This window comes from Mesorhizobium sp. WSM4806 (genome assembly GCF_055811635.1).
Genome location: NZ_JBVVQZ010000002.1, coordinates 39,087 through 53,487, shown reverse-complemented (window position 1 = coordinate 53,487; position 14,401 = coordinate 39,087). Strand labels below are relative to the sequence as shown.

General features: G+C 62.6%; 14 protein-coding genes. 13 read left to right on the top strand and 1 reads right to left on the bottom strand.

The annotated features are described in order from the left end of the window. Nucleotides 1-211 precede the first annotated feature (211 nt). The 10 genes from nagZ (at nucleotide 212) to AC0L2M_RS02855 (ending at nucleotide 9,453) form a co-directional block, all read left to right on the top strand. Entirely contained in the window at nucleotides 212-1,231 is a 1,020-nt protein-coding gene (gene nagZ, locus AC0L2M_RS02900) for a beta-N-acetylhexosaminidase (RefSeq protein ID WP_473533971.1), read from the top strand. 126 nt (nucleotides 1,232-1,357) lie between these two features. Further along, a complete protein-coding gene (locus AC0L2M_RS02895) occupies nucleotides 1,358-2,158 on the top strand; it encodes a segregation and condensation protein A (RefSeq protein ID WP_473534269.1) in 801 nt (266 codons plus the stop codon). Further along, nucleotides 2,155-2,934: an SMC-Scp complex subunit ScpB gene (gene scpB / locus AC0L2M_RS02890; RefSeq protein WP_473533970.1), complete on the top strand. Its 780-nt coding sequence runs from the start codon at nucleotides 2,155-2,157 to the stop codon at nucleotides 2,932-2,934. The genes AC0L2M_RS02895 and scpB overlap by 4 nt, the downstream gene beginning before the upstream one ends. Nucleotides 2,935-3,112: 178 nt before the next feature. Beyond that, nucleotides 3,113-3,334, top strand: coding sequence for a twin-arginine translocase TatA/TatE family subunit (locus AC0L2M_RS02885; protein ID WP_023802572.1), 222 nt, complete (start codon nucleotides 3,113-3,115; stop codon nucleotides 3,332-3,334). 29 nt (nucleotides 3,335-3,363) lie between these two features. Then, a complete protein-coding gene (gene tatB, locus AC0L2M_RS02880) occupies nucleotides 3,364-4,044 on the top strand; it encodes a Sec-independent protein translocase protein TatB (protein ID WP_287229317.1) in 681 nt (226 codons plus the stop codon). A gap of 44 nt (nucleotides 4,045-4,088) precedes the next feature. Further along, on the top strand, nucleotides 4,089-4,898 hold the full coding sequence (gene tatC, locus AC0L2M_RS02875) for a twin-arginine translocase subunit TatC (protein WP_051407946.1): 810 nt from the start codon (nucleotides 4,089-4,091) through the stop codon (nucleotides 4,896-4,898). A gap of 125 nt (nucleotides 4,899-5,023) precedes the next feature. Continuing rightward, nucleotides 5,024-6,328, top strand: a complete 1,305-nt coding sequence (serS, locus tag AC0L2M_RS02870; protein ID WP_473533969.1) for a serine--tRNA ligase — start codon at nucleotides 5,024-5,026, stop codon at nucleotides 6,326-6,328. Then, nucleotides 6,328-7,086, top strand: a complete 759-nt coding sequence (surE, locus tag AC0L2M_RS02865; RefSeq protein WP_027156218.1) for a 5'/3'-nucleotidase SurE — start codon at nucleotides 6,328-6,330, stop codon at nucleotides 7,084-7,086. Before serS ends, surE begins: the two co-directional genes overlap by 1 nt. Beyond that, nucleotides 7,083-7,748 (top strand): protein-L-isoaspartate(D-aspartate) O-methyltransferase, encoded by a 666-nt coding sequence (locus AC0L2M_RS02860; RefSeq protein WP_473533968.1) that lies wholly within the window; start codon nucleotides 7,083-7,085, stop codon nucleotides 7,746-7,748. The genes surE and AC0L2M_RS02860 overlap by 4 nt, the downstream gene beginning before the upstream one ends. A 199-nt stretch (nucleotides 7,749-7,947) precedes the next feature. After that, the gene (locus AC0L2M_RS02855) at nucleotides 7,948-9,453 is read left to right on the top strand and encodes a peptidoglycan DD-metalloendopeptidase family protein (RefSeq protein ID WP_473533967.1); all 1,506 of its coding nucleotides are present in this window, start codon (nucleotides 7,948-7,950) and stop codon (nucleotides 9,451-9,453) included. Between the two features lie 173 nt (nucleotides 9,454-9,626). Here AC0L2M_RS02855 and AC0L2M_RS02850 read toward each other — a convergent pair whose 3' ends face one another. Beyond that, nucleotides 9,627-10,502 (bottom strand): ATP-binding protein, encoded by an 876-nt coding sequence (locus AC0L2M_RS02850; protein WP_473533966.1) that lies wholly within the window; start codon nucleotides 10,500-10,502, stop codon nucleotides 9,627-9,629. A gap of 277 nt (nucleotides 10,503-10,779) precedes the next feature. Here AC0L2M_RS02850 and yajC point away from each other — a divergent pair, with 277 nt between their 5' ends. The 3 genes from yajC to AC0L2M_RS02835 all read left to right on the top strand — a co-directional run bounded on the left by yajC (nucleotide 10,780) and on the right by AC0L2M_RS02835 (nucleotide 14,401). Further along, complete coding sequence (gene yajC / locus AC0L2M_RS02845) at nucleotides 10,780-11,118, top strand: preprotein translocase subunit YajC (RefSeq protein WP_023802565.1); 339 nt, start codon at nucleotides 10,780-10,782, stop codon at nucleotides 11,116-11,118. Nucleotides 11,119-11,443: 325 nt separating this feature from the next. Further along, nucleotides 11,444-13,996 carry a protein translocase subunit SecDF gene (gene secDF / locus AC0L2M_RS02840; protein ID WP_473533965.1) on the top strand — a complete coding sequence of 851 codons (2,553 nt, stop codon included), beginning with the start codon at nucleotides 11,444-11,446 and terminating at the stop codon, nucleotides 13,994-13,996. 15 nt (nucleotides 13,997-14,011) lie between these two features. After that, entirely contained in the window at nucleotides 14,012-14,401 is a 390-nt protein-coding gene (locus tag AC0L2M_RS02835; RefSeq protein WP_023802563.1) for an Mth938-like domain-containing protein, read from the top strand.

Sequence of the window (14,401 nt, the reverse complement as noted above, 5' to 3'; positions counted from 1 at the left end):
CCACAAAAAACACCGGGGGGGGGGGAAATTTTTTTGGGGCGCCAAAAAATTTTAAAAAACCCCCCCCGTGGGGCCAAAACCCCCGGGCGGTCCACCCCCCCGCCCCGGTTTTCTATGGTGGAAGGAGTTCCTTGTGTGGAAGGGATTCCGGCTCGTGCGATGTGGCTCGATGCGATTCCCTTTGTCTCCGTGAAGCTCTAAACTCCGGCCCATGACCGAATCAAAATCCATGATCCTCGGCTGCGCCGGGAAATCGCTCACACGCGACGAAATCAGTTTCTATCGAAGCGAATGCCCGTGGGGATTCATCCTGTTTGCCCGCAACATCGGCGAGGCCGAGCAGATCCGCGATCTGGTCGCCGCGATGCGCGATTGTGTCGAGCGCCCGGACGCCCCGGTGTTCATCGACCAGGAAGGCGGCCGTGTGCAGCGCCTGCGGCCGCCGCTGGCACCGAATTATCCGGCCGGTGGCGCGCTCGGCGCCTTGTGGCGCAATGACCACGATGCCGGCAACCGCGCAGCATGGCTGATGGCGCGGCTGCATGCTTTCGACCTGCTGCGCTACGGCATCACGGCTGATTGCCTGCCGGTGCTCGACGTGCCGATCGAGGGCGCCAGCGACGTCATCGGCGCGCGCGCCTATGGCAAGGAGCCTCGTGCCGTCATCGAACTGGGCCGCGCCGCGGCGGAGGGCCTGATGTCGGGAGGCGTGCTGCCGGTGATGAAGCATATTCCCGGGCATGGACGGGCCTTTGCCGACACGCATTTCGAACTGCCGACCGTCGATGCCTCGATGAGCGACTTGCAGCGGCATGATTTCGCCCCGTTCAGGGAGCTCAATCATTTGCCGATGGCGATGACGGCGCATGTCGTCTACAGCGCGATCGACCCGAAGAACCCGGCCAGCACCTCCGGCAAGGTCATCGACGAGATCATCCGCGGCGAAATCGGTTTCGACGGGCTGCTGATGAGCGACGACACCTCGATGAAGGCACTTTCTGGGGATTTCCCGACAAAGGCGGCTGCGATCCTTGCGGCGGGCTGCGATCTGGTCCTTCACTGCAACGGCGTTTTCGAGGAGATGGTCGGCATTGCGTCGCGCACAACGGGGCTTGAAGGCACGTCGCTGCAACGCGCGCAACGGGCGCTGACCTATATCAAGAACCGCGATCAGGCTGATGAAGCCGAGATACGCGCCGAATTCGCCACCTATTTCGATGCGGTGGCCTAAACCATGATGCCGAAAGGTGGGAGCCGGTTTTTCGGAACAGATCACGGTCAAACAAGAAGATAGAAGCAAAGGACGCGACAGGAAGTGGCGGAAACATTGGACAGCAAGGCCGGCAAGGCCGCACCGATGGGCCGTCTTTGGGCCGAGAACGACGATTCTCGGCTGACCGGCGATCCCGCGCTGGTCGTCGATGTCGACGGTTTCGAGGGCCCGCTCGATCTTCTGCTGCATCTTGCCCGCAACCAGAAGGTCGATCTGTCGCGCATCTCGATCCTGGCGCTGGCCGAGCAATATCTGGCCTTCGTCGAGAAGGTGAGGGCGCTCAGGCTGGAACTTGCCGCCGACTACCTGGTGATGGCGGCGTGGCTGGCGTTTCTCAAGTCGAAGCTTTTGATCCCCAAGCAACCCGGCGACGACGGCGAAAGCGGCGAGGAACTGGCGGCGGTGCTGCAATTCCGGTTGAAGCGGCTGGAAGCGATGCGCGACGCGGCGGCACGCCTGGTCAACCGCAACCGGCTCGGGCGCGACGTGTTCGCCCGCGGCATGCCGGAAATGGTCATCGTCGAGAAACGCAACGCCTATTCGGCCTCGCTCTACGATCTGCTGACCGCCTATGCGGCGCAACGCCAGAAGCAGGCGATCACCAATGTGACGATCGCCAGGCGCGGTGTGTGGTCGCTCAAGGATGCGCGCGACATCCTGAACAGGCTGATCGGCACGCTTGCCGACTGGACGGCGCTGGACAGTTTCCTGGTCGAATATCTGACCGACCCGGACGAGCGGCGTACCGCGGTTGCCAGTTCGTTTGCGGCGACGCTGGAACTGGTGCGCGAAGGCAAAATGGAAATGCGGCAGGACGAGGTGTTCGCGCCGCTCTATCTGCGCGGCCGTGCGCAAGGCATCAGGGCAGTTGAGGTGGCATCATGAGCGAGCGCGGCAACGCTTCGGTCATTCCGTTCAAGGTCGACGACGAGACCGAAGACGGCGTGCTCGCCGATGTGCCGGCAGAAAGCCAGGCCCAGAACTTGTCCCAGAATCCTGGCGAGCGGCTGCATATGGCGGAAGCCGTGCGCATGGCCGAGGCGATCGTTTTCGCCAGCGCCGAGCCGGTCAGCGAAAAGCAGCTTGCTGGGCGCCTGCCCGACGGCATCAATATTGCCGCGGCGATGGCTGAATTGCAGCAGATTTATGCGCGGCGCGGCGTCAATCTGGTGCGCGTTGGCGATGCCTGGGCGTTCCGCACCGCCGGCGATCTCGCTTTCCTGATGAGCCGCGACACGGTGCAGCAGAAGAAGCTTTCCCGTGCGGCGCTCGAAGTGCTGGCGATCATCGCCTACCACCAGCCGGTGACGCGCGCCGAGATCGAGGATATCAGAGGCGTCGAGACCTCGAAGGGCACGCTGGACACGCTGATGGAGACCGAATGGGTGAAGATGCGCGGCCGGCGCCGCACGCCCGGCCGTCCCGTCACCTACGGCACCACCGACATCTTCCTCGACCATTTCGCGTTGGAGGAGATTCGCGATCTCCCAGGCATGGAGGAATTGAAGGGTGCCGGGCTGCTTTCGGGCCGCATGCCGTCGAATTTTTCCATTCCGATGCCGCCGGCCGACCCGGACGTGCTGACCGATGACGAGGATCCGCTGACCGACATCGACCTTGAGGAACTCGGCCTGTTGACGCCGCGTGTCGAGGAAGATTGACCGCAAACGACGTGCCGAAAGCGATGGTATTTAGCGGCTGCGCCGATAGGTAGCGGGCTGAGGCGCCGAAACTGCGTGACTTCGGCCACTCATTTATAAACTCTGTCGCGGTTGTGTTTGAATCCCGGCGCGAAAGCGCATAGATCATCGTCAGAGAAAACTTTCGAGAGAGATTGTTATGGGTTCATTTTCGATTTGGCATTGGCTGATCGTGCTGGTGATCGTGCTGCTGGTATTCGGTCGCGGCAAGATTCCCGAGCTGATGGGTGACATGGCCAAGGGTATCAAGAGCTTCAAGAAGGGCATCGCCGACGACGAGGTTGCCGAGGACAAGCGCACCGTCGAGCACCGTGCCGACGAAACCGTTTCGGCAGCGAAGGAAAAGGCCAGCAAGAGCTGAGCCCAAAACTTTAGTCGGAACGTATCGCCATGTTCGACATCGGCTGGACCGAGATGCTGGTGATCGCGATCGTCATGATCGTGGTCGTCGGGCCCAAGGATTTGCCCAAGATGCTGCGCACTTTTGGCCGCACGACGGCGAAGATGCGCGGCATGGCCGCCGACTTCCAGAAACAGTTCAACGATGCGCTGAAGGAGGCCGAGCTTGACGACGTCAAGAAGTCGGTCGATTCACTCAGAAGCCTCAACCCGGCCGCCGAGATCAGGAAACAGCTCAACCCGTTCGAGCAGGCGGCGGCCGACGTCCGTTCAGGCGTCGACGCGGTGATGAAGCCGAAGCCGGCCGCAGACCCGGTCGCGCCGGCTGCTTCGACGCCGCAGGATACCGAGCTGAACAATGGCGCGACGGTGCTGCCGGGCGTCGATGCCCCGGAAGCGGCGCCGGCGGCGCCGACCTTTCCGGCGATGACCGATGGTTCGGTGACACCGCCTGTCGCGACGGCGGCGCCGGCCGCATCGCCAAAGGCCTCGGCGGCGAAGACGGGTGCCGCGCCAGCGAAAGCGATGCCGGCCTCCAAGGCCGCAGCGAAGCCAGCGGCAAAACCTGCTGTGACAAAGACCGCGGCTAAAAAGGCCGAGCCGAAGCCCGCACCAGCAACGGTTAAGAAGCCGGCCGCAGCCGCCAAAAAGACGGCGGGAGCCGCCAAGTGAGCATTTCGGAAAAGGACGAGATCGACAAGTCGGCGGCTCCGCTGATGGAGCATCTGATCGAGTTGCGCCGGCGGCTGATGTGGTCGATCGGCGGGTTCTTCGTCGCCTTCCTGTTCTGCTTCTTCTTCGCCAAGCAGTTGTTCAACCTGCTGGTCATCCCGTTCAAATGGGCGACGCAATGGGCAGGGCTCGACCCGCACAAGGTCGAGCTGATCTACACGGCGCCGCAGGAATTCTTCTTCACCCAGGTCAAGCTGGCGATGTTCGGCGGCATGGTGATCGCCTTTCCGCTGATCGCCACCCAGATCTACAAATTCATCGCGCCCGGCCTCTACAAGAATGAACGCAACGCCTTCCTGCCGTTCCTGATCGCTTCGCCGATCCTGTTCCTGATGGGCGCGTCGCTGGTCTATTTCTTCTTCACGCCGATGGTGATGTGGTTCTTCCTCGCCATGCAGCAGGCCGGCACCGACGACCAGGTGCAGATTTCGCTGCTGCCGAAAGTGTCGGAATATCTCAGCCTGATCATGACGCTGATCTTCTCCTTCGGGCTGGTGTTCCAGTTGCCGGTGGTGACCAGCCTGATGACGCGGGTGGGCATGCTGTCGTCCGAGGCGCTGGTCGAAAAGCGCAAATGGGCAATCGTCATCGCTTTCGTCGTCGCGGCTATTCTGACGCCGCCCGACCCGATAAGCCAGATCGGCCTGGCCGTTCCCACGATCCTTCTCTACGAGGTCTCGATCTGGTCGGCCCGGCTGATCGAGCGCAGCAAGGAACGGGAACGTCTGGCGCGCGAGAAGCGGGAGGCTGCGGAAGCGGCGGCCGAGAAGCCGGCGGACGCGTCGTCGACCTAGCGGCATCGCCGTTATCTTGAGGTTTGCGGGACAGCGCGGGGCGCGAGGGAACTCGATCTTCACATCTTGCATCGGTCAAGGATGCGGTTTACGCCCCCTCTAGCCTACTTGAGGACGAACAGACCATGCTTGACATCAAATGGATTCGCGACAATCCGAAGGCCCTCGTCGAGGCGCTCCAGAAGCGCTCGTGGTCGGCTGCGGAGGCGGAGTCCACGGTCGATGATCTGATCGCCAGGGACGAGGCGCGGCGCGAACATCTGACCGAGCTGCAGACCAGGCAGGAGCGCCGCAACGCCGCCTCGAGAGAAATCGGGAACGCCATGCGCTCGGGCGACGCCGCCCTTGCCGAAAGACTGAAGGCCGAGGTCGGCGAGATCAAGGCCTTCATCCAGAACGGCGAGGCGCGCGAACGCGAGCTCGACAAGGCGCTGAACGACGCATCGGCGGTGCTGCCCAACGTGCCGTTCGACGACGTGCCGGTCGGCAAGGACGAGCACGACAACGTCGTCAAGCGCACCGTCGGCAAGGTGCCGGCCCGCCCGAACTGGGTGAAGGAGCATTTCGAGATCGGCGAAGCGCTCGGCATGATTGATTTTGAGCGGGCGGCGAAACTGTCCGGTTCGCGGTTCACGGTGCTCAAGGGCGGACTGGCACGGATGGAGCGCGCGCTCGGCCAGTTCATGCTGGACCTGCATACGACCGAGCATGGCTACGAGGAGGTCCAGCCGCCGCTGATGGTGCGCGACGAAGCGCTTTTCGGCACCGGGCAACTGCCGAAGTTCGAGGAGGATCTGTTCTTCGCCCCGCATGGGGACGGCAGGCTTGGCCTCATTCCCACCGCCGAAGTGCCGCTGACAAATCTCGTGCGCGAAGACATCACGCCGCATGAAAGACTGCCGCTGCGCTATACCGCGCTGACGCCGTGCTTCCGTTCGGAAGCGGGCTCGGCCGGGCGCGATACGCGCGGCATGCTGCGCCAGCACCAGTTCTACAAGGTCGAACTGGTGTCGATCACCGACCAGGACACCTCGCTTGCCGAGCACGATCGGATGACCGAATGCGCTGAGGAAGTGCTGAAGCGGCTCGGCCTGCCGTTCCGCACCGTGACGCTGTGCACCGGCGACATGGGCTTTAGCGCGCGCAAGACCTATGACATCGAGGTCTGGCTGCCGGGCCAGAACGCCTATCGCGAGATTTCGTCCTGCTCGGTCTGTGGCGATTTCCAGGCGCGGCGCATGGATGCCCGCTACAAGGATAAGGACGGCAAGGGCAACCGCTTCGTCCACACGCTGAACGGTTCCGGCACCGCCGTCGGCCGCGCCCTTATTGCCGTCATCGAAAACTACCAGAATGAGGATGGCAGCGTAACCATTCCTGAAGCGCTTCGGCCTTACATGGGCGGTCTGGAAAAGATCGAATCGAGATAATGCGCATCCTCCTGACCAATGATGACGGCATCCATGCCGAGGGCCTTGCATCGCTCGAACGCATCGCCCGCACGCTGTCGGATGATGTCTGGGTGGTGGCGCCGGAGCAGGATCAGTCCGGCTATGCGCATTCGCTGTCGATCTCGGAGCCGCTGCGCCTGAGAAAGATCGGCGAAAAGCACTTTGCCGTGCGCGGCACGCCGACCGACTGCGTCATCATGGGCGTAAAAAAAATCCTGCCCGCAGCACCAGACCTGATCCTGTCCGGGGTCAATTCCGGCGCCAACATCGCCGACGACGTCACCTATTCGGGCACCGTTGCCGGCGCCATGGAAGGCGCATTGCTCGGCGTGCGCTCGATCGCGCTCAGCCAGGCTTATTCCTATGTCGGCGAGGATCGCCTCGTCCCTTACGAGACCACCGAGGCGCTGGCGCCGGCGCTGCTCAAAAAACTGGTCGCCATGCCGCTGCCGGATGGCGTGCTGCTCAACGTCAATTTTCCGAATTGCCTTCCCGAAGAGATCGCCGGCACGGTGGTCACCTCGCAAGGCAAGCTCGTCCACAGCCTGTGGGTCGACGAGCGCCGCGACGGCCGCGGGCTTCCCTATTATTGGCTGCGCTTCGGCCGCGAGCCGGTCGAGGGCAAGCAAGGCACTGATCTCCATGCCATGCGCAACCGGCTGGTGTCGGTGACGCCGCTGCAGCTCGATCTCACAGCGCACGAAATCCGCGATCAACTGACCAAGGCGCTCGCATGAACCTGAACCATGGTCCGACGGCCGATGACCGCGAAGGCTTCGCCGCTTTCCTGCTCCGCCTGCGTGGCAAGGGCGTGGTGCCGAAGGCGCTGATCGCCGCCTTCGAGGCGACGCCGCGGCGCGGCTTCCTTTCCGCACCGTTCCATCCGATCGCCTGGTCGGACCGCATGCTGCCGATCGAATGCGGCGAGGCGATCGAGGGCGCCGATCTGCAAGCTGCGGTGATCGCAGCACTTGCCATCGAGCCGGGCAACCGCGTGCTCGAGATCGGCACCGGGTCGGGCTACACGGCGGCGGTGGTGTCGCGGCTCGCCGCGCGCGTCGTCACCATCGATCGCTACAAGACGCTGGTCGAGCAGGCCAAACAGCGCTTCGAGGCGCTCGGCATCGGCAATGTCATCGTGCGGCAGGCGGACGGCTCCAACGGACTGGCCAATGAAGCGCCGTTCGACCGTATCGTCGCGTGGGCGGCCTTCGACAGCCTGCCGCGCTTCCTGCTCGATCAATTGTCGAGCGGCGGCATCGTCATCGCCCCGATCGGACCCGAGGAGGGCGAGCAGGTGCTGGCCAAGCTGACCAAGGTCGGCAGCCGCTTCGAACGCGAGGACATCGGTCTCGTACGCCTGCAGCCGATCCTGCGCAGCGTGGCCGCCGTCATCTAGGATCCGTCGATATTCAGGTGTTGCCCGCAACTCACCTGTCTGGTCCGTCTCCGGCTTACCTCAGCTGAATCACGCCCGTCCAATGCAGCTTTAAATATTTTAAGAAAATTTGCGTCTGATTCTAGAGGTTTAACCGGCCGGTAACATTAACGCGCTTTAATCACGGTCAGTCTGTACCGGGTATCTGCGGGTAAATGCGATGCAATTCAGTATTTTGAAGGCAAACGGACGCAACCTGGCGCGGGGTATCGCCGTCCTGATGGTTGCGGGCACTACGGCGGGATGCAGTTCCCAGGTCTCGCGGTTCAACAGCGTCGACGATGTCTTCACGTCGTCGACAAACAACCAGCGCGCCATCATCGACAAGCAGGACGCCGCCCAGCCCTATCCCGGCGATGACGCGGCGGTTTCGGCCGCGCCGCTCGACGGCAGCCACACCCAGTCGGTAAGCCGTTCAAGCCTCGAACCGGTCACGACGCAGCAATTGCCGCCGGTCGACCAGGCGCAGCCGGCTACCGCGTCGGCGCCCGCCGCCAGTCCGGCCCGCACCGCTTCGGCGCCAGCCGCTCCCCGGGTCGACCGGACTGCGACCGGAACCGTGGCAAAGCCGTTCAAAGAGTCACAGCCCGATGCTCCGCGCATGGCGACGGCGGGCGGCGAACCGCGTGCAGCCGAGATCATCGTCAAGGACGGCGAGACCATTTCCGGCCTGTCGCGGCGCTACGGCGTGCCCGCCGACGCCCTGATGAAGGTCAATGGGCTAAGCGCGACCAACGGGCTGAAGACCGGCCAAAAGATCGTCATCCCGGCCTATGCCTATTCGGGCAAGAAACCGGCGCCGAAGCTTGCCGACGCCAAGCCTGCGAACGACACAAAACACGATGTGCCGGTCAAGGCGCCGGAGATGGTCGCCGTGCTGCCGCAGCAGCCCAAGCTCAAAGAGGGCAAGTCCACCGCGCAGGTGGATGCATCGGCCGCAGCAAGCCAGCCGAAGGACGCCGCACCCAAGGCGGCTGGTGCCGGTGGCTCCTACACCGTGCAGCAGGGCGATACGCTGTCGGCCATCGCCAGGAAGACCGGCGTCGGCGTGGTTGCGTTGAAGCAGGCGAACGGCATGCAGGACGGTCTGCTCAAGATCGGCCAGACATTGAAGGTGCCGGCCGGCGGAACCGCGACAGTTGCCAACGCCAAGCCGGCAAAGGTCGATCCGGTAACAACTGCCACCACCCCGCCTGCGGCGAAGACGACGCCGTCGGAAACGCTCGCCGCCTACACGCCGCCGAAGAAGGAAAAGGTCATCCAGCAGGCCGAGGACGACGACGCGGTCGCGCCGAACGCCACCGGTATCGGCAAGATGCGCTGGCCGGTGCGCGGCCGCGTGATCTCCAGTTTCGGCGGCGGCAAGGACGGTGTCGACATCGCCGTGCCGGAAGGAACGCCAGTCAAGGCGGCCGAGAACGGCGTCGTCATCTATGCCGGCGATGGCCTCAAGGAATTCGGCAATACGGTGCTGGTGCGCCACGAGAACGGTTTGGTCACAGTCTATGGTCACGCCCGTTCGATAGAGGTCCAGCGCGGCCAGAAGGTCAAGCGCGGCCAGGAAATCGCGCAGTCCGGCATGAGCGGCACCACCGACTCGCCGAAACTGCATTTCGAAGTGCGCAAGAATTCGGCGCCGGTCGATCCTTCGACCTATCTTGAATAAAGAAAGTCGATCCTTCGACCTATCTTGAATAGAACAAGAAAAGCGATTGCGGGCCGCCTGACCTCCAGTCCGGCCCGCCGGCTCAGCCCGCTCCGCAAGGGGCGGGCTTTTTCAGGGGCTTTTCCGGACCATGATCTTGTCAAAAACCGGGCTCCACGGTTCGGGATCATGGTCTAATCCTGGAGCGACTTGCCGAGCCGGCCTGCCAGATCCTGGGTGTACTGCCAGGCGACGCGGCCCGAACGGCTGCCGCGCGTCGTCGCCCATTCCAGCGCCTCGGCGCGCAGCGTCTCGGGATCGATGGCAAGTCGGTGATGGCGGACATATCCGTCGATCATGTCGAGATACTCGTCCTGCGAGCATTTGTGGAAGCCGAGCCAGAGGCCGAAACGGTCGGAGAGCGAGACTTTTTCCTCGACCGCTTCCGACGGGTTGATGGCGGTCGAGCGCTCATTGTCGATCATGTCGCGCGGCAAAAGGTGGCGCCGGTTCGACGTGGCGTAGAAGATCACATTGGCCGGGCGGCCCTCGACTCCGCCTTCGAGCGCCGCCTTCAGCGACTTGTAGGACGTGTCGTCGTGGTCGAATGAGAGGTCGTCGCAAAACAGGATAAAACGGTAAGGCGCTGCCTTCAGCAGCGCCATCAGCTTCGGCAGCGTGTCGATGTCCTCGCGGTGGATCTCGATGAGCTTGAGTGGCAGGTCCAGCTTTGCTGATGCGTTGACCGCCGCGTGCACGGCCTTGACCAGCGAGGATTTTCCCATGCCGCGTGCGCCCCACAACAGCACGTTGTTGGCTGCGTAACCGGACGCGAAACGCTCGGTGTTGTCGACCAGTATGTCGCGGACGCGGTCGACGCCGCGGATCAAACCGATGTCGACGCGGTTGACCTTGCGCACCGGCTCCAGATAGCCGGGATCAGCCTGCCAGACAAAGCAGTCGGCCCCGCCGAGATCGGTTTCCGGCACCGGAGGCGGGGCGAGGCGGGCGACCGCCTCGATCAGGCGGTCGAGCTTCCTGTTCAGGGCTTCGATGGTGCTGTCGGTCATTCTTGTCTTTTGTTTTTGCATTCACGAAGCAACGGAACCTATTGATTCCGGCGGTTTCGGAACCGGCTCCAACCTTTTGTTAGGGCACGATCTTTTTCGAGAACCGCGCTCCGTCTTTCGGGACCATGCTCTAACACGGCTCAACCAGCCGGAAAAGCAGCTGAAATGCTCGGCCGCAGTTGCATTGGCAACTTTACCGACTATATTCCGGCCAAATTTCACGGGGCCGCCAAATTACCCGTTTGGCGGCTGTTTTTCAAAATTCAGGAGTACTTCGATGTTCGTGACACCGGCATATGCCCAAGGCGTCGGCACCTCCCCGGATATGTTCATCAGCATTTTGCCGTTTGTCCTGATTTTCGTGATCATGTATTTTCTGATCATCCGGCCGCAGCGCACGCAGTTGAAGAAGCGCGGCGAGATGCTGGCGGCGGTGCGCCGCGGCGATACGGTCGTCACTGGCGGCGGTTTCGTCGGCAAGGTGACCAAGGTCATCGATGACAACGAGCTCGAGATCGATCTCGGCGGTGGCACCAAGGTAACGGCGCTGCGCTCGACGATCGCCGATGTGCGCGTCAAGGGCGAGCCAGTGGCGAACCAGAACGCCAAGAAATAAACCGATTGTCGGCGAACGATCTGCGGATACACCCAGACCGACAAACGCCATTTGCTGTATTTTCGCGCTTCAGGATGAACCTGATCTGGCTGGCCGCCGGTATCACGGGGCGCCAACGATCTCGTGATGCCATTGCGCGCTGGTCCCATGCCGGCAAGATTGACAATAGTTGAAGAAAGCCCGATGGCAGCATCAAAGTGAACTGCCTTGTGCTGACATCAACCTTTGTGCGGACCACGGCGAGCCAGTGGCGAACCAGAGCGCCTATAAATAACCCAATTCCAGGCGGAACGATCCGCCCGAATGCCGTGACGGACGACGCCATATGCTCTATTTCTCGCGCTTCAAGATGATCCTGATCTGGCTGGCCGTGGCCGCCACAGTGATCCTGGCTGCGCCCAATCTTTTTTCGGCAAGCACGGTCGCCAAGCTTCCCGACTGGGTGCCGAAGCGCCAGATGACGCTCGGCCTCGATCTGCAGGGCGGCTCGCATATCCTGCTCAGGATGGATCCGAACGATCTGATCAAGGATCGGCTGGAGACGACGCGCGACGAAATCAGAACGCGGCTGCGCGATGCCAAGATCGGATATACCGGCCTTGCCGGATCAGGCCGGGCCGTGCAGGTCCGCATCACCGATCCTGGTCAGGTCGAAGCCGCCAAGACGGCGCTGAAGACATTGACCGATCCGGTGGCCGCCGGCCTGTTCAGCGGCGGCTCCGTCCAGGAAATGTCGCTGGATGATACCGAGTCCGGTCTGCTCAAATTCGCCTTCACCGATGCCGGCATCAAATATCGCACGTCGACGGCGCTGGCGCAGTCGCTCGAAGTCGTCGAGCGCCGCGTCAACGAACTCGGCACCACCGAGCCGATCGTGCAACGCCAAGGCGACGACCGCATTCTGGTGCAGGTGCCGGGCCTGCAGGATCCGCAACGGCTGAAGGACATTCTAGGCCAGACCGCCAAGCTGACCTTCCAGATGGTCGACCAGTCGATGCCGGTGCAGGACGCGCTCAACGGTCGTCCACCGGCCGGATCCTCGGTGTTGTATTCGCAGGATGATCCGCCGGTTCCCTATCTGATCGAGAACCGCGTCATCGTTTCTGGCGAGAATCTCGTCGATGCGCAGGCGACGTACAATTCCCAGACCAATGAGCCGGTGGTTTCGTTCACGTTCGATTCCAAAGGGGCGGCGCGTTTCGGCCAGGCCACCTCGCAGAATGTCGGCAAGCTGTTTGCCATCATCCTCGACAATCAGGTGATTTCGGCACCGCAGATCCGCGAACCGATCCTTGGCGGCAGCGGCCAGATCTCAGGCAATTTCACCGCCGAGAGCGCCAACGATCTCGCCGTGCTGTTGCGTGCCGGCGCGCTGCCGGCGACGCTGACGGTGATCGAAGAGCGCACGGTAGGCCCTGGGCTCGGCGAAGATTCCATTCACGCCGGCAAGGTTGCCGGCGTGATCGGCTCCATCCTCGTCGTCGTGTTCATGTTCGTGGCCTATGGCTTTCTCGGCTTCATTGCCAACATCGCGCTGGCGGTGCATGTCGCGATGATCATCGGGTTGTTGTCATTGCTTGGCGCGACACTGACATTGCCCGGCATCGCCGGCATCGTGCTGACCATCGGCATGGCGGTCGATTCAAACGTTCTCATCTACGAGCGCATCCGCGAGGAGCGACGAAACGGCCGCTCGGTAATCCAGGCGATCGACACGGGCTTTTCCAAAGCGCTGGCGACCATCGTCGATTCGAACGTCACCTCGCTGATCGCGACCGTGGTGCTGTTCTGGCTCGGGACCGGGCCGGTGAAGGGCTTTGCCGTAACCTTCGCCATCGGCATTCTGACCACCGTTTTCACCGCCTTCACCTTCACCCGCCTGCTGGTGTCGATCTGGCTTCGCCGCGCCCGCCCGAAGGAATTGCCGCGCGCGCCGGTGACCTTCGTCCCGCCGGGCACGCGAATTCCGTTCATGGGCATCCGCCGCTGGACATTCGCGCTGTCCAGCGTGCTGTCGATCCTGGCGGTCGTGCTGTTCATGACCGTCGACATCAATTACGGCATCGACTTCAAGGGCGGTTCGCTGATCGAGGTCCAGGCCAAGGATGGCACCGCCGATATTGCCGACATCCGCGGCAGGCTTTCGGAACTCAATATCGGCGAAGTGCAGGTGCAGCAGTTCGGCGACCCGAACGACGTCTTGATCCGCATCGGCACGCAGGAGGGCGGCGAGAACGCCGAACAGACCGTCATCGACAAGGTGCGTGGCGAGTTGCAGGACCATTACGATTTCCGCCGCGTCGAGGTGGTGGGACCGACGGTTTCCGGCGAGCTTGCCAAGCAAGGCACCATCGCCATGCTGATCGCGCTGCTCGGAATCCTGGTCTATGTCTGGTTCCGCTTCGAATGGCAGTTCGCGGTCGGCGCCATCATCGCCACGGTCCACGATGTGGTCATGACCATCGGCTTCTTTGTCATCACCGGTCTCGAATTCAACCAATCGTCGCTTGCGGCGATACTCACCATCATCGGCTATTCGCTCAATGACACGATCGTCGTCTATGACCGTGTTCGCGAAGACTTGCGAAAATACAAGAGGATGCCGTTGCCACAATTGTTGAACAACGCCATCAACGAGACGCTGTCGCGAACGACGCTGACCGCGGTGACGACGATGCTCGCGCTGCTGGCGCTGGTGCTATTCGGCGGCGAGGTGATCCGCTCGTTCACGCTGGCGATGCTGTTCGGCGTCGTCTTCGGAACCTATTCGTCGATTTTCATCGCCGCGCCATTGCTCATCCTGTTCAAGCTGCGGCCGGAAACCGCGACGGCCGATGTGGAGAAGCCGGTGAGCGGCGGCAAAGCCATAGCAACCTGACGGGCGGCCAGCGGGATGACCAAAGGCATTGTCATCCGTGAAGCGCATTTCCCCGGCCGTGCGCCGATCGAGGCCTATGGCAATGGCGGGTTTCGGTTCGCCGACATGTCGCATCGCGGCTCGCTCCTGTGCCTGCCGTCGGGCATCTATGGCTGGGAGCCGGCTGATCCCCTGGCACTGACGGCGGCGGATTTCGCCAAGCTGCTCAACGAGGCTGACCAGGTCGAGATCCTGCTGGTCGGCGCCGGCAAGGATCTCAGGCCGTTGCCGGCGGCGCTGCGTGCTGTGTTGAAGGCGGCGGGCATTGCGGCCGATCCGATGTCGACTGGTGCTGCCGTGCGGACCTACAATGTTCTCCTGGCGGAAAACCGTGCGGTGGCCGCCGCGCTGATTGCCGTCGAGTGA

What these genes read in the sequence shown, in the direction of transcription:
- nagZ (WP_473533971.1), top strand. Translation starts at nt 212, where the DNA reads ATGACCGAATCAAAATCCATGATCCTCGGCTGCGCCGGGAAATCGCTC.
- AC0L2M_RS02895 (WP_473534269.1), top strand. Translation starts at nt 1,358, where the DNA reads ATGGGCCGTCTTTGGGCCGAGAACGACGATTCTCGGCTGACCGGCGAT.
- scpB (WP_473533970.1), top strand. Translation starts at nt 2,155, where the DNA reads ATGAGCGAGCGCGGCAACGCTTCGGTCATTCCGTTCAAGGTCGACGAC.
- AC0L2M_RS02885 (WP_023802572.1), top strand. Translation starts at nt 3,113, where the DNA reads ATGGGTTCATTTTCGATTTGGCATTGGCTGATCGTGCTGGTGATCGTG.
- tatB (WP_287229317.1), top strand. Translation starts at nt 3,364, where the DNA reads ATGTTCGACATCGGCTGGACCGAGATGCTGGTGATCGCGATCGTCATG.
- tatC (WP_051407946.1), top strand. Translation starts at nt 4,089, where the DNA reads ATGGAGCATCTGATCGAGTTGCGCCGGCGGCTGATGTGGTCGATCGGC.
- serS (WP_473533969.1), top strand. Translation starts at nt 5,024, where the DNA reads ATGCTTGACATCAAATGGATTCGCGACAATCCGAAGGCCCTCGTCGAG.
- surE (WP_027156218.1), top strand. Translation starts at nt 6,328, where the DNA reads ATGCGCATCCTCCTGACCAATGATGACGGCATCCATGCCGAGGGCCTT.
- AC0L2M_RS02860 (WP_473533968.1), top strand. Translation starts at nt 7,083, where the DNA reads ATGAACCTGAACCATGGTCCGACGGCCGATGACCGCGAAGGCTTCGCC.
- AC0L2M_RS02855 (WP_473533967.1), top strand. Translation starts at nt 7,948, where the DNA reads ATGCAATTCAGTATTTTGAAGGCAAACGGACGCAACCTGGCGCGGGGT.
- AC0L2M_RS02850 (WP_473533966.1), bottom strand. Translation starts at nt 10,502, where the DNA reads ATGACCGACAGCACCATCGAAGCCCTGAACAGGAAGCTCGACCGCCTG.
- yajC (WP_023802565.1), top strand. Translation starts at nt 10,780, where the DNA reads ATGTTCGTGACACCGGCATATGCCCAAGGCGTCGGCACCTCCCCGGAT.
- secDF (WP_473533965.1), top strand. Translation starts at nt 11,444, where the DNA reads ATGCTCTATTTCTCGCGCTTCAAGATGATCCTGATCTGGCTGGCCGTG.
- AC0L2M_RS02835 (WP_023802563.1), top strand. Translation starts at nt 14,012, where the DNA reads ATGACCAAAGGCATTGTCATCCGTGAAGCGCATTTCCCCGGCCGTGCG.